At 71.2% G+C, this 22831-nt stretch carries 21 protein-coding genes; 9 read left to right on the top strand and 12 right to left on the bottom strand.

Going from position 1 to position 22831, the window contains the following annotated elements; genetic code table 11:
* Nucleotides 1-23: 23 nt before the first annotated feature.
* Nucleotides 24-797, top strand: coding sequence for a DUF72 domain-containing protein (locus tag AC07DF_RS39125; RefSeq protein ID WP_478981963.1), 774 nt, complete (start codon nt 24-26; stop codon nt 795-797).
* Between the two features lie 188 nt (nt 798-985).
* Here the strand turns inward: AC07DF_RS39125 and AC07DF_RS39120 are convergent, their stop codons facing one another.
* Nucleotides 986-1354 (bottom strand): GntR family transcriptional regulator, encoded by a 369-nt coding sequence (locus tag AC07DF_RS39120; protein ID WP_382497996.1) that lies wholly within the window; start codon nt 1352-1354, stop codon nt 986-988.
* Nucleotides 1355-1425: 71 nt separating this feature from the next.
* Here AC07DF_RS39120 and AC07DF_RS39115 point away from each other — a divergent pair, with 71 nt between their 5' ends.
* Both AC07DF_RS39115 and AC07DF_RS39110 read left to right on the top strand, forming a co-directional pair.
* Nucleotides 1426-2355 (top strand): N-acetyltransferase family protein, encoded by a 930-nt coding sequence (locus tag AC07DF_RS39115; RefSeq protein WP_478981960.1) that lies wholly within the window; start codon nt 1426-1428, stop codon nt 2353-2355.
* Entirely contained in the window at nt 2336-2836 is a 501-nt protein-coding gene (locus AC07DF_RS39110; RefSeq protein ID WP_478981958.1) for a ribonuclease FAU-1 family protein, read from the top strand. The genes AC07DF_RS39115 and AC07DF_RS39110 overlap by 20 nt, the downstream gene beginning before the upstream one ends.
* A gap of 8 nt (nt 2837-2844) precedes the next feature.
* Here the strand turns inward: AC07DF_RS39110 and AC07DF_RS39105 are convergent, their stop codons facing one another.
* The gene (locus AC07DF_RS39105; protein WP_478981956.1) at nt 2845-3477 is read right to left on the bottom strand and encodes a class I SAM-dependent methyltransferase; all 633 of its coding nucleotides are present in this window, start codon (nt 3475-3477) and stop codon (nt 2845-2847) included.
* A 138-nt stretch (nt 3478-3615) separates the two neighbouring features.
* On the opposite strand from AC07DF_RS39105, the gene AC07DF_RS39100 reads away from it, so the two are divergent.
* Nucleotides 3616-3750, top strand: a complete 135-nt coding sequence (locus AC07DF_RS39100) for a hypothetical protein (protein WP_478981954.1) — start codon at nt 3616-3618, stop codon at nt 3748-3750.
* 27 nt (nt 3751-3777) lie between these two features.
* Here AC07DF_RS39100 and AC07DF_RS39095 read toward each other — a convergent pair whose 3' ends face one another.
* Nucleotides 3778-4227, bottom strand: a complete 450-nt coding sequence (locus tag AC07DF_RS39095) for a GNAT family N-acetyltransferase (RefSeq protein WP_478981952.1) — start codon at nt 4225-4227, stop codon at nt 3778-3780.
* Nucleotides 4228-4417: 190 nt separating this feature from the next.
* Here AC07DF_RS39095 and AC07DF_RS39090 point away from each other — a divergent pair, with 190 nt between their 5' ends.
* Nucleotides 4418-5422, top strand: a complete 1005-nt coding sequence (locus AC07DF_RS39090) for a lytic polysaccharide monooxygenase auxiliary activity family 9 protein (protein WP_478981950.1) — start codon at nt 4418-4420, stop codon at nt 5420-5422.
* Between the two features lie 107 nt (nt 5423-5529).
* Here the strand turns inward: AC07DF_RS39090 and AC07DF_RS39085 are convergent, their stop codons facing one another.
* Together AC07DF_RS39085 and AC07DF_RS39080 are read right to left on the bottom strand one after the other, a co-directional pair.
* Entirely contained in the window at nt 5530-6387 is an 858-nt protein-coding gene (locus AC07DF_RS39085; RefSeq protein WP_478981948.1) for an esterase/lipase family protein, read from the bottom strand.
* A gap of 174 nt (nt 6388-6561) precedes the next feature.
* A complete protein-coding gene (locus AC07DF_RS39080) occupies nt 6562-7008 on the bottom strand; it encodes a MarR family winged helix-turn-helix transcriptional regulator (protein WP_478981946.1) in 447 nt (148 codons plus the stop codon).
* Between the two features lie 97 nt (nt 7009-7105).
* Here AC07DF_RS39080 and AC07DF_RS39075 point away from each other — a divergent pair, with 97 nt between their 5' ends.
* Nucleotides 7106-7480: a cupin domain-containing protein gene (locus AC07DF_RS39075; RefSeq protein ID WP_478981944.1), complete on the top strand. Its 375-nt coding sequence runs from the start codon at nt 7106-7108 to the stop codon at nt 7478-7480.
* 16 nt (nt 7481-7496) lie between these two features.
* On the opposite strand, the gene AC07DF_RS39070 is transcribed toward AC07DF_RS39075, so the two are convergent.
* Nucleotides 7497-8480 carry a DNA polymerase Y family protein gene (locus tag AC07DF_RS39070; RefSeq protein WP_478981942.1) on the bottom strand — a complete coding sequence of 328 codons (984 nt, stop codon included), beginning with the start codon at nt 8478-8480 and terminating at the stop codon, nt 7497-7499.
* Nucleotides 8477-11992, bottom strand: coding sequence for a DNA polymerase III subunit alpha (locus AC07DF_RS39065; protein ID WP_478981940.1), 3516 nt, complete (start codon nt 11990-11992; stop codon nt 8477-8479). The genes AC07DF_RS39070 and AC07DF_RS39065 overlap by 4 nt, the downstream gene beginning before the upstream one ends.
* A 154-nt stretch (nt 11993-12146) precedes the next feature.
* On the opposite strand from AC07DF_RS39065, the gene AC07DF_RS39060 reads away from it, so the two are divergent.
* The gene (locus tag AC07DF_RS39060) at nt 12147-13175 is read left to right on the top strand and encodes a DUF3533 domain-containing protein (RefSeq protein WP_478981938.1); all 1029 of its coding nucleotides are present in this window, start codon (nt 12147-12149) and stop codon (nt 13173-13175) included.
* Between the two features lie 61 nt (nt 13176-13236).
* Here AC07DF_RS39060 and AC07DF_RS39055 read toward each other — a convergent pair whose 3' ends face one another.
* From AC07DF_RS39055 to AC07DF_RS39045, 3 genes are all read right to left on the bottom strand, one after another.
* On the bottom strand, nt 13237-14319 hold the full coding sequence (locus AC07DF_RS39055) for a S1 family peptidase (RefSeq protein WP_478981936.1): 1083 nt from the start codon (nt 14317-14319) through the stop codon (nt 13237-13239).
* A gap of 447 nt (nt 14320-14766) precedes the next feature.
* Nucleotides 14767-15672: a S1 family peptidase gene (locus tag AC07DF_RS39050; RefSeq protein WP_382498022.1), complete on the bottom strand. Its 906-nt coding sequence runs from the start codon at nt 15670-15672 to the stop codon at nt 14767-14769.
* A gap of 267 nt (nt 15673-15939) precedes the next feature.
* Nucleotides 15940-17145: a DUF5685 family protein gene (locus AC07DF_RS39045; RefSeq protein ID WP_478981934.1), complete on the bottom strand. Its 1206-nt coding sequence runs from the start codon at nt 17143-17145 to the stop codon at nt 15940-15942.
* 288 nt (nt 17146-17433) lie between these two features.
* Between AC07DF_RS39045 and AC07DF_RS39040 the strand changes: the two genes are divergently transcribed.
* Nucleotides 17434-17871 carry a cell division protein SepF gene (locus AC07DF_RS39040; protein ID WP_184597617.1) on the top strand — a complete coding sequence of 146 codons (438 nt, stop codon included), beginning with the start codon at nt 17434-17436 and terminating at the stop codon, nt 17869-17871.
* 51 nt (nt 17872-17922) lie between these two features.
* On the opposite strand, the gene AC07DF_RS39035 is transcribed toward AC07DF_RS39040, so the two are convergent.
* Together AC07DF_RS39035 and AC07DF_RS39030 are read right to left on the bottom strand one after the other, a co-directional pair.
* Nucleotides 17923-19113: an acyl-CoA dehydrogenase family protein gene (locus AC07DF_RS39035; RefSeq protein WP_478981931.1), complete on the bottom strand. Its 1191-nt coding sequence runs from the start codon at nt 19111-19113 to the stop codon at nt 17923-17925.
* 448 nt (nt 19114-19561) lie between these two features.
* Nucleotides 19562-21172: an MFS transporter gene (locus AC07DF_RS39030; RefSeq protein ID WP_478981929.1), complete on the bottom strand. Its 1611-nt coding sequence runs from the start codon at nt 21170-21172 to the stop codon at nt 19562-19564.
* Nucleotides 21173-21437: 265 nt separating this feature from the next.
* Here AC07DF_RS39030 and AC07DF_RS39025 point away from each other — a divergent pair, with 265 nt between their 5' ends.
* Nucleotides 21438-22667, top strand: a complete 1230-nt coding sequence (locus AC07DF_RS39025) for a glycosyltransferase family 39 protein (RefSeq protein WP_478981927.1) — start codon at nt 21438-21440, stop codon at nt 22665-22667.
* The last annotated feature ends 164 nt before the right edge of the window (nt 22668-22831 follow it).

The following is a 22831-nucleotide window of genomic DNA, read 5'->3' as shown; positions in this document are numbered from 1 at the left end:
CCGGCCGGTGTTTTGATGGGGTTATGACCCTGTTCGTCGGCACGTCCGGGTGGCAGTACAAGGACTGGCGGGACGTCCTGTACCCGTCCGGGCTGCCGATGCGGCTCTGGCTGGAGGAGTACGCCCAGCACTTCGCGACGGTCGAGATCAACAACGCGTTCTACCGGCTGCCGGCGCGGGAGACCTTCGAGGACTGGCGGAGGCGGGTGCCCGGGGACTTCGTCGTGGCGGTCAAGGCGAGCCGCTACCTCACCCACATCAAGCGGCTCAAGGACCCCGAGGAGCCGGTGCAGCGCCTGATGAGCCACGCGGCGGGCCTGGGGAGCCGCCTCGGCCCGGTCCTCCTCCAGCTCCCGCCCAACCTGCGCGCCGACCCGGGGCTCCTGGACGCCTGCCTCGCCTGCTTCCCCGCCTCGACCCGGGTCGCCGTGGAGCCCCGCCACGACTCCTGGTGGACACCGGAGGTCCGCGCGGTCCTGCGCTCCCGTGGCGCCGCCCTGTGCTGGGCCGACATCCTGGCCCGTCCCGTGACACCGCTGTGGCGCACCACCGACTGGGGCTACGTCCGCTTCCACCAGGGCCGCGCCCACCCCTGGCCCCGCTACGGCCGACGATCCCTCGCCACCTGGCTCGACCGCATCGCCACGACCTGGCCCGACGGCGAGGACGTCTACGCGTACTTCAACAACGACCCGGGCGGCGCGGCGGTGGAGGACGCGAGAACGTTCGCACGGGTGGGGAGATCGGCGGGCCTGGAGATCACCCGGACGCCGGGGCGACTGGCGCGGGCCGGCTGACGGGACTTTCCTCTCCGGCGACGGTGTGCGGCGGAAGGCCGTACGCCGACTGCGGCGCCGTTGTGGCCGGTCGCGCAGTTCCCCGCGCCCCTAGGGCGACGCCCCCTAGGGGCGCGGGGAACTGCGCGAACAACCCCCACCGGCCCGCACCCGGACGACAACCCAACCCGAACCAGCAGCCCGACCCCCTACTCCCCGTAAGCCGCCCGCAGGGCGTCCCGTACCGCCGCCAGTGCGTCGGCCTCCGTGAGCCCGAGCCGTCGGGCCCGCTCCACATAGGCCTGCGCCGCGGTCGCCAGTTCCCGGTCCGCCGCCGCGCCGGCGGCTGCCACGAACGTGCCGTGGCGCCCTCGCGTCTCGATCACGCCGTCCGCCTCGAGCGCCCGGTACGCCTTGGCGACGGTGTTCGCGGCGAGTCCCAGCGACTCGGCCAGACCCCGCACGGTCGGCAGCCGGTATCCCACCGGCAGCGCCCCCGACCGGGCCTGCTCGGAGATCCGCGCCCGCACCTGCTCGTACGGCGGAGCACTGTCATCGATGTCGATCTTCAACGTCACAGGCCGATTGTCCCGTACCCGACGGAAAATGAGAGGCACCCGGGGTGTGCCTCCACGTAACGTCCGCCTCCATGACTGTGATCGTGCGCGACCTGCGTCCCGACGTCCGAGCCGACGCCGAGGGGTTCTCCGACACCCGTCGCCTCGCCCTCCCCTACATGTTGTCCACCCCCGAGTCGGTGGTGCACACCCTGACGCACGTCCATCCGGACGCCCACTTCGGACAGCTCATCGCCGAGGAGGACGGCGAGATCATCGGCACGGCCCAGATCAGCGTCGCCCACGACAGCCCGGAACCCGGCCAGGGATCCGCCAATATCTACGTGCGCCCCGACCGCAGGCACCGCGGCGCCGGTTCGCTGCTGCTGCGCACCGCCGAGGAACGCCTGGCCGCACTGGGCGTCAGGAAGCTGTTCGCCTGGGTGCTGGACGAGCCGGAGAACCTCGCCTTCGCCGAGCGGAACGGCTTCCGGGCCAGCCGCTCCGCCTACTTCCTGCGCCTGGACCTGGCGGCCGGCACCCTGCCACCACGCCAGGAGCCCCCGGCGGGCGTCGAACTGCGCACGGCCGCCGACTTCGCGGACGACCCGCGCCCCATGTTCGAACTGGACGCGGAGACGACGTCGGACGAACCGAGCGACATCGACGTCGAGTTCACGGACTACGAGGCCTGGCTGGCGGAGACCTGGAGGCACCCGCTTCTGAACCGCGACCTGACCACGGTCGCGGTCGTCGACGGCCGCCCCGCCGCCTTCAGCGTGGCGTACACCGACGGCGGCACCCGCTACGCCACCGCCATGACCGGCACCGCCCGCGCCTTCCGCGGCCGGGGCCTGGCCAAGCTCGCCAAGAACGACTCCCTGCACCGGGCCCGCGCCGCCGGATACGAGGAGGCGTTCACCGGCAACGACACGGGCAACGACCCGATGATCGCCATCAACAAGTGGTTCGGCTACGAGATCTGCGCGAAGGAAGTGCGCCATGTCCGCGAACTCGGCTGACCGGCCCGGCGAGGTGGATGTCGTCCTCGTCAAGGCGGGCCGTACGAAGATCCGTTACACCGGCGAGCTCCTGGCGGACGACGGCACCCGCGTCACGGTCCGCGCCCCGTGGGCGGGCAGCGGCGTACGCGACTTCGGGTTCGTCCGCTTCGAGCCCGGGGACGTCTTCACGGAGTACTACTGGAGGAACCGCTGGTACGCGGTGAAGGAGGTCCGCTCCGCCACGGGCACGCTGAAGGGCTGGTACTGCGACATCACCCGCCCCGCCGTTCGGTCTGGCCAGGAGCTACTGGTCGAGGACCTCGACCTGGACCTCTGGCGCTCCGCCGACGGCACGGACGTACGCCGCCTCGACGAGGACGAGTTCGCCGAGAGCGGCCTCGCCCAGACCGACCCGGAGGCCGCGACCGCCGCTCTGGCCGCACTCGACGAACTGGAGACCCGGGCCCACGGCGGCGACTTCGCCGCGCTCCTGGCCTGACCCCCGCCTCAGCCCGTCACCGCGACCACCGCATACCGCTCGTCGGTCACCTCCCCGCCCCACAGCAGCGGATCGTCCGACAGCCGCTCCACACGCACCCGCCCGGCGATCGGGGCGAGGAGGGCGGTGAGGCGCTCCGCCGGTATACCGACCGGATCGGCCGTCCCCCACACGCCCTCGACCAGCACGAGCCGCCCTCCCGGCCGCAGCAGCCCGGCCCAGTGCCGCAGGGCGCGGCCGGGGTCGGGCAGGGCCCACAGGACGTGCCGTACGAGAACGACGTCGAAGCGCTGCTCCCCGACCGGCGGGGCCGCGGCGTCGCCGACGAGGAACACCGCGTCGCGCCCGGCCAGTTTCTCCCGGGCGAGCGTCACCATCGCCTCGGAGAGGTCCACGCCCGTCACCTGGTGTCCCTGCTCGGACGCGAGGAGCGACAGGCTGCCGGTGCCACAGCCGAGATCGAGGAGGTCGCCAGCGCTGCCGGGCAGCCAGTCGCGCAGCCGCCCGGCCCAGGCGCGGCGCACCCCGGGGTCGCGCAGCCCGTGGTCCGGCTCCTCGTCGAAGGAGGCCGCCCGCGCGTCCCAGTCCACGCCCGGGCGAGGGGTGTTCGCCGAGGTCACAGGTTCACCGTCATGCGTCATGGGCCCAAGAGTGACACCCGCCACTGACACTCGAATGGTGACAGCCGCCACAGACAGACCGGGAGCGATGAGGAACTCTCCCCCGAAAGGTCTACCTCCGTGAGAACGCGGAACCCGGTAGCCCCTAAGGAGGCAGCCATGCGCCGTGTGACCGTGCAGAAGCCCCTGAAGAAGTCGGACGTCCGCAAGCTCCGCGAGGAGGCCGACGAGCGCCCCGGCGGGCGCCCGGAGGTCCGCAAGGACGTCGCGCGCACATGGTGGCCGGACAGCTGACCGGCCGGTGCCGGTCATGAGACGCGTTCAGAGCAGCCGCTTGCGGTAGTGGACACGGTCGTAGGGCCCGTCCACACGGCGCTCCACCAGCTCGTAGCCGTACCTCGGGTAGATTTTCTGGTTCTCCCACATCATCGCGTTCGTGTAGAGCCTGATCTCCGGCAGACCCAGCGCACGCGCGCGTGCCTCGACGAAGCGAAGCAGCCGTCGCCCCACTCCCCTGCCGTGCGCGGTGGGGTGGACGGCGATGATGTCGAGGAAGAGATGGTCCTCGAAGGCCTCGACCACCACGAGGCCGATCACGGGCTCGCCCGTCACGAACACCCTGCCCGCGGCCACGTTCGCCGCGTGGTCCTCCTCCATGGGCTGCGGCACCTGGCCGATGCGCTCGATGTAGGGGCGGAAGGCCGCGTCGATCACGCCCTCGACGACCGGTACGTCGGCGGCTCCGGCCGGCCGGATCTCCTCGTCTGCCATGCCGCGACGGTACCTACCTGATGCCAGTCTGAGCACTCCCTTAACGCGGCCATAAGGATCTCCTCCACCCGTCCCCAGCAGGCGATTTCACGGTTCTCCGGGGTTAGTTTCGGATCACCCCACGGGATCCGGCCCGCTCGGGCCGGGGCCTGTCCCCACAACCGTATGAGCCGTTTCGAGGAGTTCCCGCATGCCCGCACGCCGCACGGTAGCCACCGTCGCCGCCCTCGGCAGCCTTCCGCTCGCCCTGACCGCACTGACCGCCACTCCGGCGGCCGCGCACGGATCCATGGGCGACCCGGTCAGCCGGGTCTCGCAGTGCTACGCCGAGGGCCCCGAGAGCCCCAAGTCGGCCGCGTGCAAGGCGGCCGTCGCGGCGGGCGGCACCCAGGCTCTCTACGACTGGAACGGCATCCGCATCGGCGACGCGGGCGGACGGCACCAGCGGCTGATCCCGGACGGCAAGCTGTGCAGCGCGAACAACGCGCAGTTCAAGGGGCTCGACCTGGCCCGCGCCGACTGGCCCGCGACCAGCGTGCGCAGCGGCTCGCACACCTTCAAGTACCGCGTGACGGCGCCCCACAAGGGCACCTTCAAGGTGTACCTCACCAAGTCCGGCTACGACCCGGCCAAGCCTCTGGCCTGGAGCGACCTGGACCTGAAGAACCCGGTGGCGACGTCCACCGACCCGGCCGCCACGGGCGGTTTCTACACCTTCTCCGGCACCCTGCCTGAGCGTTCGGGCAGACATCTGCTGTACGCGGTCTGGCAGCGGTCGGACAGCCCGGAGGCGTTCTACTCCTGCTCGGACGTCACCTTCCAAGGCAGCGGCGACACCGCGAAGGGTGGCACGGCCCCGGCCCCGACCGCCTCGGCTCCCAGCGAGAAGCAGATCAAGGACGGCAACGCCAAGTCGACCGTCGAGCACCACGGGCACGGCGACAACGACCCCAGCACCTCGGCGGAACCGGCCGCGGCTTTGAAGGAGAGCACGCCGAACCGGCCGAAGGCCGCCCCACCCGCGCCCAACCGGCCGGAGGCGGCCGGTGCCACGGAGAACCTCGCCGAGACCGGCGGTGACAGCACCACCCCGTACGTCGCGATCGGCGGAGCGGCGGCACTGGCACTGGGTGCCTCGGCCCTGTTCCTCTCGGCCAGGCGCCGGACGGTGAACGACGGCCGGCGGAGCCGCTGACCCCCACCGCCCCACGCCCCGGGGCCTGTCCGGCGGCTCAGGCCGGACAGGCCCCGAAACGTCTCTTGGCACGTGTCAACAGGCGACACGTCAACTGGTGACACGTGTCATTCGAAGGCCGACGCACAGGTGGTGGGCCGAGCCCGCCCCGGATCCAGTGCGTTGGCCACCTCATGGAAGGCGATCCGGTCGAACAGCCCGATCGCCACATGCTCGGAGAGGTCGACGGGGCACAGGTCCTGGAGCAGGACGTTCCGCACGTCGGGCCCGCTCAGGTACTGGCTGCGCCACGGCGTGACCACCTCGTCGTACTTGGTGGCGATGACGGTGTAGCGCACGCCCGGGACGGTGTCGCCGCCCGCGTTCAGCCGCTCCAGAAAGTCGGAGCCGGCGACCTGGTCGGCGAGGGCGGGGGTGTTCTTCGCCAACAGGTCCGCGGCACCCGGGAAGTAGGGCAGCAGGTTGGTGAAGCCGCTCAGGGTGGTGCCGTGGTTGGAGGGTGCGATGCCGACCAGGGCGTTCACCTTGGCCGCTCCGCCGAGGAACCTCAGGTAGTAGCGGGGCATCATGCCGCCCTGCGAGTGTCCGACGACGTCGGTCTCGGCGGCGCCGGTCGCGGCGAGCACCTTGTCGACGAAGTCCTTCAGCTGTCCGGCGGACTTCTCGACGGGCCCGAGGCCGTGGAAGAAGGGGACGCCCTCGAGCTGGCCGTAGTCCAGGGAGAAGACGCAGTAGCCGCGGACCTTCAGATAGGGGGCTAGGCCCAGCCAGTTGTCGACGGAGTTCCCGAGGGTGCCGTGGACCAGGACGACGGGGCGGGGATGGGCGGCGGACGGCTCGCAGGAGTAGTCGTTCCAGCCGGCGCCGGGGGCGGCGGCCTGGGCGGTGGTGGCGGGGACGGTGACGGCCGCGGCGGTCAGCAGCAGCGCGGCCAGGGGTCTGAGCACTCGTTTCCAGGGCAGCATCGAGTGATCTCCTTGCGGGTCAAGGGAAGTGCGACGGCACGACGCCTGTGATCCGGATCACGAGGATGCTGTTCACTCGTCAAGTTACGAGCGAGTAGCCAGCCTGGGAAGTTACGCGTCAGTAAAAACTTCCAGCGGTAACCGGCACCGACCACCCCACCCCTGCCACCGCCCTCACCAGGCGGGCCGCACAGGACCCTGTGGCGCGATCCGCAGCAACTGCTCCCGCAGCACCCGCGCTTCGCCCTCCCCCAGCACCGCACCCCACTCCCGCACCGCCTCCGCGGCCGCCTCCTCGGCAGCCCGAGTGCAGGCCCACCCCCGCCCCGTCAGCACGACCAGCCGCGCCCGCGCGTCCTCGGGGTGGGGCCGCCGCTCGGCGTACCCCTTGCGCACCATCTCGTCGACGAGCTGACTGGCGGCCTGTTTGGTCACCCCGAGGTGGACGGCGAGGTCGGTGACCGTCGCACCGTCGGGAGCGAGCCGGGCGAAGGCGAAGCCGTGCGCGGGCCGCAACCCCTCGAAGCCGCGCGCGACCACGCCCTCATGGATGCGCTGCGTGAGTCCGCCGGCGGCGGCGAGCAGGGCGGCGGACAGGGCCATGGCCTCGGAGTTCTGCACCCGTGCATTGAAACACCCTTGACGTGACGGTCAAGCAGCTTGACCATATAGTCAAGCTACTTGACCAACTGACCCCACTGATCGACCGGAGGCAGCCATGCCCGTCATCCGCTCCTCGGACGCCGTCACACACGAGATCCACGGCGCCCGTTTCGTCTCGTACGCCACACCGCTGAGCGGGAGCAAGGAGTTGTGCGCCTGGCGTGGTGAGATTCCCGCCGGCCTCAAGGCTCCCGCGCACACGGTCAGCCGGGAGGAGATCTTCCATCTGCTCGACGGCGAGCTGCTGATCACCCTCGACGGCCGCACCGACCGGATCACGGCGGGCGACACGGTGATCATCAACCCCGGCGCCACCCTGACCGTGGAGAACCCGACCGGCCGGACCGCGTACTCCTGGGTCACCACCTCCATCGGCCTGGAGGCACACCTGGCCGACGGCACCCGCATCGCACCGCCGTGGGCCAACTGACGTCACATGGAGGGATTCACGCCGCCAGTCCCCCTAGTCCCCCGGGCATCACCGCCCGCGGCCCGAACTTCGCTCGCGCGCGGTCCGCGACCTCCTCGATACGGCGGACCCGCTCGTCCACGGGATCGAAGGTCAGCTGATGGGAGGCCTGGTCGGCGGGGTCGAGTCCCTCGGCGCGCAGGACGAGCGCGCGCACCCGGGCGCGCTGCAGCCCGAGCGCCTCGTACATGCCGTACGCGGTCCTGGTCAGCGCCGGTGAATGCGCGGTCGGTTCGGTCAGCGTGCGACTGCGGGTGGTGGCCGACCGGTCGGCGTAGCGCACGGTGAGGGTGAGCGTGCGACAGACCTTGCCCAGGGCCCGCAGCCGGGCGCCGATCTCCTCGGCGGCCGACAGCAGCGCCCGGCGGTGCCGGTCCGGGTCCAGTTCGTCGCGCTCGAAGGGGCGTTCCGTGGCGAGCGAGCGGGAGACGGCGTTCGGGACGACCCGGCCGCGGTCGACGCCGTTCGCCTTCTCGTGCAGCTCGCGGCCGGCCTTCGCGCCGACCAGCCGCTGGAGCGTGGACAGCGGCGCGGCGGCGACCAGGCCGAGGGTGTCGAGGCCGTAGTCGCCCAGCGTACGGGCGGTCCTGGTGCCGACACCGGGCAGCGCGGCGACGGGCTTGACCGCGAGGAACTCCGCGATGGCGTCCCGCCCCTCGGGCACCACGGACGTCATCCCGGGCACGGCGTCGCCCAGCGCCATACGGGCCAGCATCGGCCCGGGTCCGGCGCCGATCACACAGTCGACGCCGTGCAGCGCGAGCGACCGCACCCGGATCACCGAGGCCAGTTCGACGGCGTCCCGCCCGAAGTACCGCTCGGCGCCCCCCAGGTCGGCCAGCGCCCCGTCCGGTGGCAGGGCCTGGACGACCGGCGTGAACTCCTCGAGCATCCCGAGCAGTCTGGGCAGATCGGCCTCGCGCGTCGGAGGCAGCTGGAAACGTACGCAGAGGATGGTCATCCCGCACTCCCCGGACTCTGGTGCCACAACTTCCGTCCCACCGCGGGCCCTTCGCCCGCGGGACGCAGATCGGCCCAGGGGTGCATCTCGTACCCCGTGGGCATGCGGATCTTCCGCTGCTCCATCGGATCCTGGGCCGCGGAGCCCGCCGGTGCCGGCGCCCCCTCCGATCCGGCGAGCCGCCGGCGCGCCGCTCCCTCACCGTCGTCCTCACCGTCGCCACCGGAATCGCCCCCGGCGTCACCACCGCCGGCCAGCCGGGCCGCGACGCCCTCGAGGCCCTCCTCCCGGCGTACCTCCAGCAGTTCCGCGAGGTTCCAGGCGGCGGCGCCCACCACGCTGAGGCTGCGCGGGCCGCGCCGCTGCACCACCCCGCGCACCAGCAGCAGCCAGGAGTGGAAGACGGTGTGGGCGCAGGCGTCGTGGGAGTCGTCGAAGAAGGCGAGGTCGACCAGGCCCGTGCCGTCGTCCAGGGTGGAGAAGATGACCCGCTTGCCGGACCGGATCGGCGGTGTCTGGGTGGCCGCCTTGGCGCCCGCGACCAGCACCGTCTCCCCGTGCCGGGCCTCGCGCAGCCGCCGCGCCGAAACGACGCCCAACTCGTCGAGGAAGGCACGGTGGTCGTCCATCAGATTGCGCGAGGTGTCCATGGACAGCACGCCCAGCTCGGCACTGAGCCGCTCCGACGAGGTGAGGTCGGGCAGCCCGGCCGGGGCGGTCTCCCGCCCTCCGGCCATGGGGAGCTGGCCTCCGCCCGCGCCCCGCGCGCCCCGGTGCAGCTCGGTCAGATGCAGTTGCAGATCACGGCGGTTGGCGCCGAACGCGTCGAGCGCGCCCACCTGGGCGAGCCGCTGGGCCAGCGGACGGCTGGGCCGGCCGCGCTCCCAGAAGTCGACCAGCGAGGCGTACGGCTGCCCCTCGGCGATCCGTGCCGCCTCGGCCTCGCTGATGCCGTGCACATCGGAGAGAGCCAGCCGCAGCCCCCAACTACCGGACACCAGTTCGATACGGTGTGCGATCCCCGACGCGTTCACATCCAGCGGCAGCACCGGCACCCCCCGCCGCCGCGCGTCCGCCAGCAGCAGCCGCTTCGGATACATCCCCGGGTCATGGGTGAGCAGCCCGGCGTAGAAGGCGGCAGGATGATGCGCTTTCAGCCACGCCGACTGGTACGTCGGCACGGCGAAGGCGACCGCGTGCGCCTTGCAGAAGCCGTACGACCCGAAGGCCTCGACGATCTCCCAGGTCCGCTGAATCGTTTCCGCGTCATACCCGTTCGCCGCCGCGTGCTGCGCGAACCACACCTTGATCCGCCCCTGCGACTCCGGATCCGACAGCCCCCGCCGCACCCGGTCCGCTTCACCACGACCGCACCTGGTCATGATGTCGACGATGTCGATGATCTGCTCGTGGAAGACGACGACCCCGTACGTCTCCTTCAGCGGCTCCTCCAGATCCGGATGCGGATAACGGATCGGCGCCCGCCCGTGCCGCGCCTCGATGAACGGCCGCACCATGTCGGCGGCGACCGGCCCGGGCCGGAACAGCGAGATGTCGACGACGAGATCGTGGAACGTGGCCGGCTGGAGCCGCCCGACCAGGTCCCGCTGCCCCGGCGACTCGATCTGGAAGCACCCGAGCGTCTCGGCGGACCGCACCAGCCGGTACGTCTCCGGATCCCCCGGCGGCAGGGCGTCCAGATCGACCCGGGCACCCGACACCCGCTCCACTTCCGCCACCGCGTGCGCCATCGCCGACTGCATCCGCACACCCAGCACGTCCAGCTTCAGCAGCCCGAGGTCCTCGACGTCGTCCTTGTCGAACTGCGACATCGGAAGACCCTCGCCGCTGGTCGGCATGACCGGCGTACGCGCGAGCAGCGAGGCGTCCGACAGCAGCACCCCGCACGGGTGCATGGCCACCCCGCGCGGCAGGGCGTCCAGCCCCTCGACCAGCTCCCACAGCCTCCCGTACTTCTCCTTCTCCCCCGCCAGCGCACGCAGCTCGGGCAGCTCCTCCAGCGCCGCACGGGCGTCCCGCGCCCGGATGTGGGGGAAGGACTTGGCGACCCGGTCGATCTCGGCCGGGTCCATGGACAGGGCGGCCCCCACGTCCCGGATCGCGTGCCGCACGCGATACGTCTCCGGCATCGCGACCGTCGCGACCCGCTCGGTGCCGAACCGGCCGATGATCGCGCGGTAGACCTCCAGCCGGCGCGCGGACTCCACGTCGATGTCGATGTCGGGCAGTACGACCCGCTCCTTCGACAGGAACCGCTCCATCAGCAGCCGGTGCTCGATCGGATCGGCGTGCGCGATCCCGAGCAGATGGTTGACGAGCGACCCCGCCCCGGACCCCCGGGCGGCGACCCGGATCCCCATCCCCCGGACATCGTCGACCACTTGGGCGACGGTCAGAAAATAAGAGGCGAAGCCGTGATGGGCGATGATGTCCAGCTCATGGTGCATCCGCTCCCAGTACTCCCGCCGCCGGTCGTACCCGCGCAGCACCATCCCCGCCACCGCCCGCGAGGCCAGCGTCCGCTGGGCGGTACGACGCCCGGCGCCGACCAGCTGCGGCTCGGGAAAGTGGACGGTACCGATCCCGAGGTCGTCCTCGGGATCGACCAGACACTCGGCGGCCGTGGCCTCGGTCTGTTCCACCAGCCGATGAGCGGTGTCCCGCCGGAACCCCGCGGCCTCCACGATCCGCTCCGCCACCCCGAGCATGGCCCCCGCCCCCTTGAGCCAGGCCTCGCCGGAGTCCAGTTCCTTGGTCGGGTCGATGGGCACCAGACGCCGGGCGGCGTCCAGGACGTCGGCGACCGGGCCCAGCCCCGAGTCGGCGTACCGCACGGCGTTGCTGAGCACGGGCCGGATCCGCTGCTCGGCGGCGAACCCGACGGTGCGGGCGGCCAGCCGCAGGGACCCTGGACCCGTACCTTTTCGGCCATGCCAGACGGCCTCCAGCCGCAGGTCGTCGCCGTAGACCTCACGCCAGGGCACGAGCAGCCGCGCCGCACGATCGGGACGCCCCGCGGCCAGGGCACGCCCGACATCCGACTCGGGCCCGAGCAGCACGGTCAGCCCCTCGGCGTGACGGTGCTCCCAGGGCAGCAGCGGCGTAGGCCCCTCCCCGGCGTGCGCCGCCGAGACGAGCCTGCACAGCTCGGCCCACCCCCGGGCACCGTCCCGGGCAAGAAAGATCACGCGGGGAGCCGACTCGTCGACGAAGGCCCCGCCCCGCACCGGGGTCCGACGCCGCCCCCGCCGGTCCCCGCTCTCCGGAGCCCGGGCGCCCGCCACCGCCAGATCCGCCCCGAACACCGGACGGACCCCCGACTTCGCACAGGCCTTCGCGAACCGGACGGCACCGGCGAGCGTGTCGCGATCGGTGAGAGCCAGGGCATCCATGCCCCGCTCGGAGGCACGCTCGGCCAGCCGCTCCGGATGCGAGGCTCCATATCGCAACGAGAATCCGGAGACGGTGTGCAGATGCGTGAACCCCGGCACACGCACCTCCCGCACTCGTGAGCCACACCAGCTCTCGAACATCTGTTCCCAGCTACCTCACCCCCACCATAGACCAATTTTCGAATGCATGTGCGACATCCGTTCGGCCCCGCCCCACCTGCGGAAACACCCGGCCGCCCCCGACCGTGGAGGCATGCCGCACAGCTCGTTCCTCGACGAGGTGAAGGACGCCGTCACCCCGCGGGCCACCCTGCTCATCCTCGGCGTGATCGCCCTCCAGCTGCTCTTCATCGCGTCCTACGTGGGGGCACTGCACGACCCGAAACCCAAGGACGTGCCCTTCGCGGTGGTCGCCCCACAGGCCGCCTCCGCACAAGCGGTGACCCGTCTGGAACGGCTGCCCGGCTCCCCGCTGGACCCCCGCGCACTGCCCGACGCGGCAGCGGCCCGGAACCAGATCATGAACCGGGACATCGACGGCGCCCTGATCATCGACCCGGCGGGCACCGACACCCTCCTCGTGGCCTCCGGCGGCGGCAGGGTCCTCGCCGGCACCCTGACGAACCTCGTCACCACCCTGGAGAAGTCGGAGAAGCGCAGACTCCGCACGGTCGACGTCATCCCGTCCGGCGCCCACGACCCCAACGGACTCACGCCCTTCTACCTGGTGGTCGGCTGGTGCGTGGGCGGCTACCTGGGCGCCGCGGCCCTGGCCATCAGCGCGGGAGCGAAACCGTCCACCCCCGAACGCGCCGCGATCCGCCTGGCGGTCATGGCCCTGGTCGCGATCACCGGCGGGCTTGGCGGAGCCCTCATCGCCGGCCCGATCCTGGACGCCCTCCCCGGCGGCACGGTAGCCCTCTGGGGTCTGGGCGCGCTGATCATCTTCGCCGTGGGCGCGGCCACCCTCGCCCTCCAGGGCATCTTCGGCACGATCGGGATCGGCCTGGTGATCCTGCTGGTGGTGATCCTCGGCAACCCGAGCGCCGGCGGCGCACTCCCCCCGCCCCTGCTCCCGCCCTTCTGGAAGGCGATCGGCCCGGCACTCCCCCCGGGAGCGGGCACCTGGGCCACCCGCTCGATCGCCTACTTCGAGAACAACGCCATGACCACATCACTCCTGGTGCTGGCCGCCTGGGCGGTGGCGGGAGCAGCCCTCACGCTGACGGCCGCCGCGCTGCGAAAGCGAGCAGCCACCCCGCTCCCGGCGCACGAGCCGTAGGACACACGCGAAAGCCCCGCCCCTCACACAAGGGGCGGGACTTCGCGAAGCCGTGCGGGTGTCAGCCGATCTCGGTACCGGTCGCCGACAGCGCCTCGGTCACCGGCTGGAAGAACGTCTCCCCACCGGAGGTGCAGTCACCGCTGCCACCGGAGGTGAGCCCGATCGCCTTGTCGCCGGAGAACAGCGAGCCGCCACTGTCGCCGGGCTCGGCGCAGACGTCGGTCTGGACCAGGCCGTTGACGATGTCACCGTTGCCGTAGTTCACGGTGGCGTCCAGCCCGGTGACCTTGCCTTCGTGCACCTGGGTGGTCGACCCGCTCCGGGTGACCTCCATGCCGACGGTCGCCTCGGCGGCACCCGAGATCTTCTGGGTCGAGCCGTTGTAGAGGTTCACCTCGCTCGGGTGAGCCACCTCGGCGGTGTACTTGACCAGCCCGTAGTCGTTGTCCGGGAAGCTGGAGTCCGCGTTGGTGCCGATCTCCTTGCCGCTGGAGTCCGACCAGGTGGAGATGCCCTCGGTGCAGTGACCGGCGGTCAGGAAGAACGGTTCGCCGCCCTTGACCACGTTGAAGCCGAGCGAGCAGCGGCCGCTGCCACCGGTGATCGCGTCGCCACCGGCGATGAAGGGCTTGTACTCCCCCTTCGACCTCTTCAGTTCGGCCTTCGTCCCGAGCCCGTCGACGACCTTCGTCAGCGTCGCCCACTCGGCCTTGGAGACCGTACGGTCGGCGGTCACCACGACCTTGTTCGTCGTCGGGTCGGTCACCCAGGCGGTCCCCGGGATCGTCGCGTCCGCCTTCAGCGTGCTGCGGGCGCTCTTCAGCTCGGCGAGAGAGTTCGCCACGACTCTCGCCTTGGCCCCCGCCTTCTCGACGGCCTTGGCCGCGGCCTCGTCGAGCACGTTCACCACGAGGTTCTTGCTCTTGGTGTCGTAGTACGTACCGGCCGAGTCGGCGCCCAGGTCCTTGGCCAGCGTCGAGGCGAGCTTTCCGGCCGCGGAGACAGACAGGGTCTCGGGCGCGGAGGCCTTCGCGGGCTCACTGGCGTTCGCAGACTGGAAGGTCACTCCAGCGGCGACGAGTGCGGCGACACCCGCACCTGCCAGGGCTGCACGTCGCTTGGGTATGCGTCGGTGCTTCAACTCATGTCCTCCTGTGGGGGGTCGACCCGGGAGGTTGTGGGGACCTCGCGGGCCGGAAGGCCTTGTTGACGAGCGCCCACTATTCCGAGGACAACGGGGAGCACACAAGGTCGAGTTCAGGACGCGCGTAGATTGCCGACCCCGCGCCCCCACATTTTGACCGCGCACGGTCAAATCGGACCCAACTCGCACGCGCTTCACACGCGTTCACACTGCAAACATTACGCGTGAGTAATGTGTGTGCACTCTGCGAGGTCTGGCCATGGCTGAAAATCGCCCAACCAAGTGGCCCCAATCGACATCCGAGGGGCGGACATTGGCTTACCTTTCCCTGCACTCTCCTTAAGGCATGACAAGCAGCCACAAACTGCCCCACCCCACAAGGGAAAGCCCCCGCACGCAATGCGTGCGGGGGCACAAACGCTGCCTACTGCTGCCCGGTAGGGCCTAGTACACGCTGACCCCGTAGGCGCTCAGGGCCTCCGTGACGGGCTGGAAGAACGTCGTACCGCCGGAGGAGCAGTTGCCGCTGCCGCCGGAGGTCAGACCGTACGCGGTGCCGTTGCTGCCGTAGAGCGAGCCGCCGGAGTCACCGGGCTCGGCGCAGACGGTGGTCTGGATCAGGCCGGAGACGATGTCGCCGCCGCCGTAGTTGACGGTGGCGTTGAGGGCGGTGACCCGGCCGCTGTGCGTACCGGTCGTGGAGCCGTCGCGGATGACGGTGGTGCCCACGCTCGGGGTGGCCGCGCGCGTGATGTCCACGCCGTTCGCGGTGCCGGGCCGGCTGACGGACCCGCTGTAGCGCACGAGGCCGTAGTCGTTGCCCGGGAAGCTGGAGCCGGCGGTCGAGCCGATCACCGTGGTGCGGCCGGAGTTGGAGTACCAGGTGCCCGCGCCGTCGGTGCAGTGACCGGCGGTCAGGAAGAACTGCTGACCGCTGCTGTTCTGGACGTTGAAGCCGAGGGAGCAGCGCCAGCTACTCGCATAGATGGCGTCGCCGCCCTGGATGAGCTTGTTGAACTTGCCGGGGGTGCGCTTGATCGTGAGCGCGTCGGCGTTGGCGCCGGCCTGCTGCTTGATCTTCGCGATCTCGGCCTGGGTGACCGTGCTGTCGACGGTGACGAGCACACGGTCGGTCTTGCTGTCGACGGCCCAGGCGGTGCCCGGGATGTCGGCCTTCAGTATCGAGCCGCTCGCGCTCTTGAGTTCGGCGGCGCTGAAGGTGGTGGGGGTGTCGGACGCGTTCGCGCTGGGGATCGCGATCGCTGCGGCGGCGACGAGGCCGGTGGAAACGGCGATCAGCCGGGTCCGTCTCGAAATGCCGCTGCGGGGGGTGGTGCGCTTGATCCTCACTTTTCGTTCCTCCACAGGGGAAGTAGGGGGCCCTCGTGGGGTCTCGGGCCCGTGAGGCGCAGCCTGGGACCGCGCGTCCGGTTCCCGAACACGCCGTGCCCCTGACAAGCGCTGTGGGGGAGTATTCGGCCGAACGGCCGGTAGGCGCAAGAGGGCCTTTCGGCCTTCAACCTTGGAACGACCGTTACACCGGGCCCGGGCCGGCCCCGAGCCGCACCTCGCCGCCGGCCCGTTCCGCGGCCGTTCCGCGGCCGTCCCGCTCGTGCCTCAGCAGCTGCAGCCGCAGTCGCAGCCGTCGCAGCCGCAGTTGTCACAGCAGTTGCCGCAACAGTCGCAGCAACTGCAGCAGTCCCCGCATCCGCTGCAGTCGCAGTTGCCGCACTGCCCTTCCTTGCGCTCGCCCGACCACGGGTCGTGGTACGTGCCGCAGCACATCTGACACGTACAGGCGAGCCCGACCCACACCGCGCACCCGGCGAGCAGCCCGCGCCGGTTGCCGCGCGGCGGCTCCGGCGGCAGCGGGGCGCCTGGACCGCCCGGTGCGCCGGTGCCGGGCGGCGCATGGGGACCGGCCGCCTCGGGACCGGCGGTGTGGGCGCAGGCGGTCGTGCCGAAGGCCCGGTCGACGGAGGTACGCAGCTCGTGCACCAGCAGCCGGTGCACCAGCCGCCCGTCGGTGAACTCCGCCTCCCGCAGCGCCAGCCGGACGCCGTGCACCGCGTCGTCGGCGAGCCGCCGGGCCTCCGCGAGGGAGGTGCCGGTCGCGGTGATCGGGTTCCAGGCGCCTGACGCGGCGTCAGCGTGCCGGTCCTCCACGGCGTCCAGGAGGTGGGCGAGCCGCCCGAAGAGGCGACCGGCCTCGGCGAGCGGCCCGGCGTTGTACGGCCGGCCGGCGAGGACCGCCGTGTGCGCGAAGGCGGCGGCGGTCGCGGTCTCGGTCGGCTCGGTCACCGTCAGGAGCGGTGTCCCGGGCCCGGCGAGCGCCTCGATGCCGCCCTGCCGGTCCACGGCATCGACCAGGACGGCCGTGTCGAACCCTACGGCGGAGCCGGTCCGGGCCCCTGCCCGGTCCCAGCCCGCCGCGACCCGGCGCGCGGCACGCGCCACCGGCGCCCGGGCCAGCAGCCCGTCTCCGTCGGCGACATGGTCGCGCACCTTGGCGGAGGCGAGCACCAGCGACACGGCCGCGGCGAGTCGCGCCCCCTCACCGTGCGCGACGGACGCGGTGCGCATCCCGCGCAGCGGACACGGACCCGCCGTACGCCGTCCCACACCACCCGACGCACCGGTCACAGGGCGTGTCTGAGCCTCCGTCAATACAGAGACGAGAAGCCCGTCATAGTTCGTCACGATGCGCGCGAGCTGACCGTGATCCCCGCGCAAAGCGAGACACAGCCCACACAAATGCGCCATCCACTGGGCGGTGAGACTCTCACCGAGCCGATGCCGACAGGGCCTGACCATTCCGAACACGACGTCCCCCGCGCTCCGTACGATGTTTGGGCGCCGCATAATATCGGCCAACCCGTTCACCCGTACGCACTGCCCATCACCCGTACGCCGTGAAGAATCATATTTCACTCACAGTCAGCAGTCGTTTACGACAAGGCCCTTGGGAAACACGGACTCTCGACGGAATCGCTGTGCACCAGTACCGTCACAAACCCCCCGTGCGGCGTCTATCCACTTGGCGCGCCATCCGCATCATGGACGACCATAGGGATGCGGAAAGCAGAAAGACCGCTGTGAGAGGAGGCGTCCATGGGATCGGTACGCAAGGCAAGTGCCTGGCTTGGCCTCGTCGACGACAACGAAGACGAGCGTTACTACGACGACGACTACTCCGACGGGACCGAGTCCGGGGAGGCCTGGGTCACCGATCCGCGTGTCAAGGTGGCCTCGGACGTCGCCGAGGAGAGAGGCCGTCGCATCGGCACGGTGACCCCGGACAGCTTCCGGGACGCCCGCGCGATCGGCGAGCTGTTCCGCGAGGGCGTGCCGGTCATCATGAACCTCACGGCCATGGACGCCGCCGACGCCAAGCGCGTGGTCGACTTCGCGGCCGGGCTGATCTTCGGCCTGCGGGGTTCGATCGAGCGGGTGTCGACCCGCGTGTTCCTGCTGACCCCGGCCAACACGGAGATCGTGAACGGCGACCCGGCCGGGCACCGCACGGACGGCTTCTTCAACCAGAGCTGAGGCAGGGCCGCTCACCGGCCCTGCCCCCGCGCAGGGTTCACCGGACGGCGTCTACCGGAAGGCGTCGAGTCCGGTGAGCGCCTTGCCCAGCACGAGCTGGTGCATCTCGACGGTGCCCTCGTAGGTGAGCACCGACTCGAGGTTGGTCGCGTGCCGCATCACGGGGTACTCGAGCGAGATCCCGTTGGCGCCGAGAATGGTGCGGGCCGTGCGGCAGATCTCGATCGCTTCTCGTACGTTGTTGAGCTTGCCGAAGCTGACCTGTTCGGGACGCAGGCGGCCGGCGTCCATACGCCGCCCCAGATGATGGGCGAGCAGAATCCCCTTGTGCAGTTCGACCGCCATGTCGGCGAGTTTGGCCTGGGTGAGCTGGAAGCCGCCGATGGGCCGCCCGAACTGCTCCCTCGACTTCGCGTAGTCGACCGCGGCCTCGAAACAACTGCGGGCCGCGCCCATGGCGCCCCAGACGATTCCGTACCGGGCGTGGGACAGACAGCTGAGCGGTCCGCGCAGGCCGGCGCCCTCCGGAAGTACGGCGTCGGCGGGCAGTCGTACGTCGTCGAGGACGAGCTCGCTGGTGACCGAGGCGCGCAGGGACCACTTGTGCTTGATCTCCGGCGCGGAGAACCCACCGCTGCCGGTGGGCACGACGAACCCCCGGACCCCGTCGTCCGTCTGCGCCCACACGACGGCCACCCCGGCCACGGACCCGTTGGTGATCCACATCTTGCGCCCGTTGAGCACCCAGTCGGAGCCGTCGCGCTTGGCGTAGGTCCGCATGGAGGCGGGGTCGGACCCGTGGTCGGGCTCGGTCAGGCCGAAGCACCCGATGACCTCGCCGGAGGCCATACGGGGCAGCCATTGCCGCTTCTGCGCCTCACTCCCGAACCGGTGGATGGCGTACATGGCGAGGGAGCCCTGCACGGAGACGAGGGACCGGATACCGGAGTCGGCCGCCTCCAGCTCCAGACAGGCGAGCCCGTACTGCACGGCGGAGGCGCCGGCGCACCCGTATCCGCTCAGCGACATCCCGAGCGCGCCGAGCCCTCCGAGCTCCCGGGCCAGCTCCCGGATCTCCGGCAGCTCCCCCTTCTCGTACCAGTCGGCCACATACGGCAGCACCCGGTCCGCGGCCCAGGCCCTGACGGTGTCCCTGATCCCGAGGTCCTCCGCATCCAGCAGGTCGTCGAGACCGAGGGGGTCGACGGGGTCGAAGGGGGGCAGCTTGGACGACACGGACATGACGACACCCTCCGAGGCTTCTTTAACTAGCACCGCTAACCAAGACGCTACGACCTCCGCCCACCCACGCACCACCCATAGCTGCCAACTGAGAGGTGAAGGTCGCCCGTGGGGCCGGGGCGCCATCGGCGGCTGCGGGCTTGATCCCGGGGAGCGCGCTTGATCCCGGGAAGCGCCAACGCCGAAACGGCGGAACGCACTCTGCCCAGGAGCAACGGCCCTGCGGCATGGGCCGGAGCCGGACGCGGCGCGAGCGCAGCACCTGCTGAGCGAGGACCGCCAGGAATACGAGCGGATCCTCGATGAGGTGCTGCAGCCACAGACGCCGCGCGAGCGGGACGCGACCCCGCGGCGCGGAACCCTCCACCGCAAGCCGCCGACGTCTCCCGCCCCCACGGGCGGCCTCGGCCCCTCGGCCGGCAGTTACGGGCGGTGCGTGGGTGGGCGACTACACGGAGACGCGCGACTCCGCGGCGTCCCTCTGCGCGGGCACCTCCACGGCCCCCGCGTCCGCCTCCTCGCACTGCATGACCCGCGGCAACCGCAACGCCATCACCGCTCCGAGCAGCAACAACCCCGCGCTCACCAGCAACGTCACATGCAGCCCGTGCACGAACGCGTCCCGGGCGGCATGCCGCAGAGCGGCCCCGGCCGACCCGCCCAGCTGCGCGGCGACCTCGTAGGCCTCCCCCAGCGAATGCCCCGCCGATGAGGACGCCGACTCCGGCACCCCCGAGACACCCGACAGGCCGGGCGCGTACGCCGCGTTCATCACGCTGCCGAGCAGCGCGATCCCGATCCCCGCCCCGAGCTGGTACGACGTCTCCCCGATCGCCGCCGCCCCGCCGGCCTGCTCCTGCGGCGCCTCGCTCAACATCGACTCGTACGCCCCGAACAGCGTCGTCTCCAGCCCGAAGCCCAGCAGCACGAACGCGGCCAGCATCAGCCCCCAGTCGTCGGTCCGGCCCAGCGCCGTCAGCAGCAGCACCGCGAACGCCGTGAGGCAGAACCCGACGCTCACCATCCGCCGCGGCCCGAACCGCCGCAGCATCCGCGCACCGGCCAGCCCGGCCGCCATCGCGGCGAACGTCAGCGGCAGCAGCCGCAGCCCCGTCTCCAGCGGCGACAGCCCAAGCACCAGCTGGAGGTACTGCGCCGCGATCAGCTCGAGACCGACCAGCGCGAGCATCGCCAGCACGATGCAGCCGACCGATGTACTGAACGCCGGCCGCGCGAACATTTTGAGGTCGACCAGCGGAGACGCCCGCCGCCGCTGCCGCCGTACGAAGGCGACCAGCAGCGCCGCGCCCAGGACCAGCGGCAGCACGGTGAACATGCTCCACACCGGCTCCCCGCCCCCGAGCCGCTTGACGCCCAGCACCACGCCGAACAGCCCGGCCGCCGCCATCAGGGCGCCGATGACGTCCCAGGGGCCGGTGCCGTCGCCCTTCGACTCGGGCAGCAGCAGCCGCCCCACCGGAAGACTGACCAGCATCAACGGAATGTTGACGAGGAAGACCGAACCCCACCAGAAGTGCTCCAGCAGGAAGCCGCCGAGCAGCGGCCCGACCGCCGCGCCCACCGCGGCCACGGCGCTCCAGATGCCGATCGCGAGCGCCCGCTCGCGCCGGTCCGGGAAGACCTGCCGCAGGATCGACAGGGTCGCGGGCATGATCATCGCGCCGCCCACACCGAGCAGCGCCCGCGCCGCGATCAGTACCTGGGCGTTGTCCGCCAGGGCCGCGAGCCCCGAGGCGACGCCGAAGAGCGCGTAGCCGAGGAGCAGGACCCTTCGGCGGCCCACGCGGTCGCCCAGTGTGCCGAACAGGATCAGCAGCGAGGCGCAGACCAGCGGGTAGATGTCGACGATCCAGAGCAGCTCGATCCCGCCGGGCTTCAGGTCCTCGGTGACGGCGGGGACCGCCACGTGCAGCACGGTGGCGTCGACGGCGACCAGCAGCAGGCTGACGCAGAGGACGACGAGAACCACCCAGCGGTTGGCACCGGCCCCGGCCGCCCGACGGCGCAGCGCAGCGGCAGCCGTGGTCGTCCCGGACATGTACGTACCTCCCAGATGTTCCCTCGCGATCGGCGGGCTCACGGGGTGGGGGACGCCCCCGCGACTCGGCCGGAGAGGAGCGGTGGGTCTCCGGCCCGCGCAAACGAAAAGCGAGTGACACGTCAGAGTACGCGAGTCCCCGCCGGAGCCTAGTGGCGGACCTCTCACAGTCCCGGCGGAACGATGTGGCGTACGCCACTCTGCTCTGGGTCGACCACGCCCCCGGCCGGCCGTCCGGTTCCGCCGCGGGTCGATAATCGGGCCCGTGACCGATCTCGAGACGCGCGCGGCTCCGTCCCGCGCCGGGCCGCTGCGCCGGGCGGCCCCGGCCCTGCTGGGGTACGCGGCCGTGCGCGCCCTGGGCCTTGTCGCCCTGGCCCTGTGGAGCGCGGCGCGGGACAAGAACGCGTACACGCTGCTGACCGCCCGCTGGGACTCGCTCTGGTACACCCGGGTCGCCGAGCTGGGCTACGGCTACGAGGTGCGCCTGGCGAACGGCGACGTGCACTCCAATCTCGCCTTCTTCCCGCTGCTGCCCTGGCTGGAGCGACTGGTGACGGCGGTGTCCCCGCTGTCGTACGCGGACGGGGGTTTCCTCGTCAGTCTGTTCGCCTCTCTCGCCGCGGCCTGGGGGATCTTCGCGGTGGCCGACCATGTGTACGGCCGCCGGGCCGGGGTGTGCGCGGTGCTGCTGTGGGCCGTGCTCCCGGTCGGGATCGTGCAGTCGATGGCGTACAGCGAGTCCCTGTTCACGGCGCTCGCCGCGTGGGCGCTGTACGCGGTCCTGACCGCCCGCTGGCCGTTGGCGGGGACGCTGGCCCTGCTGGCGGGGCTGACCCGTCCGGTGGGGATGGCGGTGGTGGCAGCGGTGTGGGTGGCCGCCCTTGCCTCTTTCGTGCGGGACCGACGCGCGCGCGAGCCGGACGGCGCGCGGATCACACCAAGCGCCCCTGCCCTCGTCTTGCCGTCGGTCTCCGCCTCCCCCTCCGCTTCGGCCGACGCCTCCCGCGTCCTCGGCATGCTGCTGGCCCCGCTCGGCACCGCCGGCTACGTGCTGTGGGTCGGTCACCACACGGGCAAGGGGCCGCTCGGCTATCTCGACGTGCAGGCGGGGTGGCGCAACGGCTTCGACGGCGGTTACGCCTTCGCCCGGTTCATCGCCGAGAAGTTCACGTCGTTCCCCTCGGCCCTGGCCGGCGTGGGGCTGATCGTCGGGGTCGCGTCAGTCATCTGGCTGTATGCGGTCGGGGTACGTCAGCGTCAGCCGCTCCCGCTGCTGGTCTACACCGGGGTCGTCACCGCGCTCGCGCTGTGCGCGTCGAGCTACTTCGGCTCGAAACCGCGCCTGCTGGTGCCCGCCTTCCCGCTGCTGCTGCCCCTTGCGCTGGCCCTCGCACGGTTGCGTACGCGCAGGTCAGCGTTGGTGCTGGGGGTGGTGGCGGTAGCCTCCGCGGTGTACGGGGCGTTCTGGCTGAACGGCTCCGGTCCGCCCTGACCCGCTGTGAGCGCCGGGGGAATTCCGCGCCATGCTCCGGTGAACGAATTCAAAAGCGCAATAAACCCCCATCCGGAATGATCAAAGGAATTGAAGGCCGCAGCGGCCGACGATTGCAGATTCGGTGGAAATAAACCTCCTCCTGAGAGGAATCCCACATCACA

Source organism: Streptomyces sp. NPDC044719 (assembly GCF_056433405.1).
This window is presented reverse-complemented; position numbering and strand designations above follow the sequence as displayed.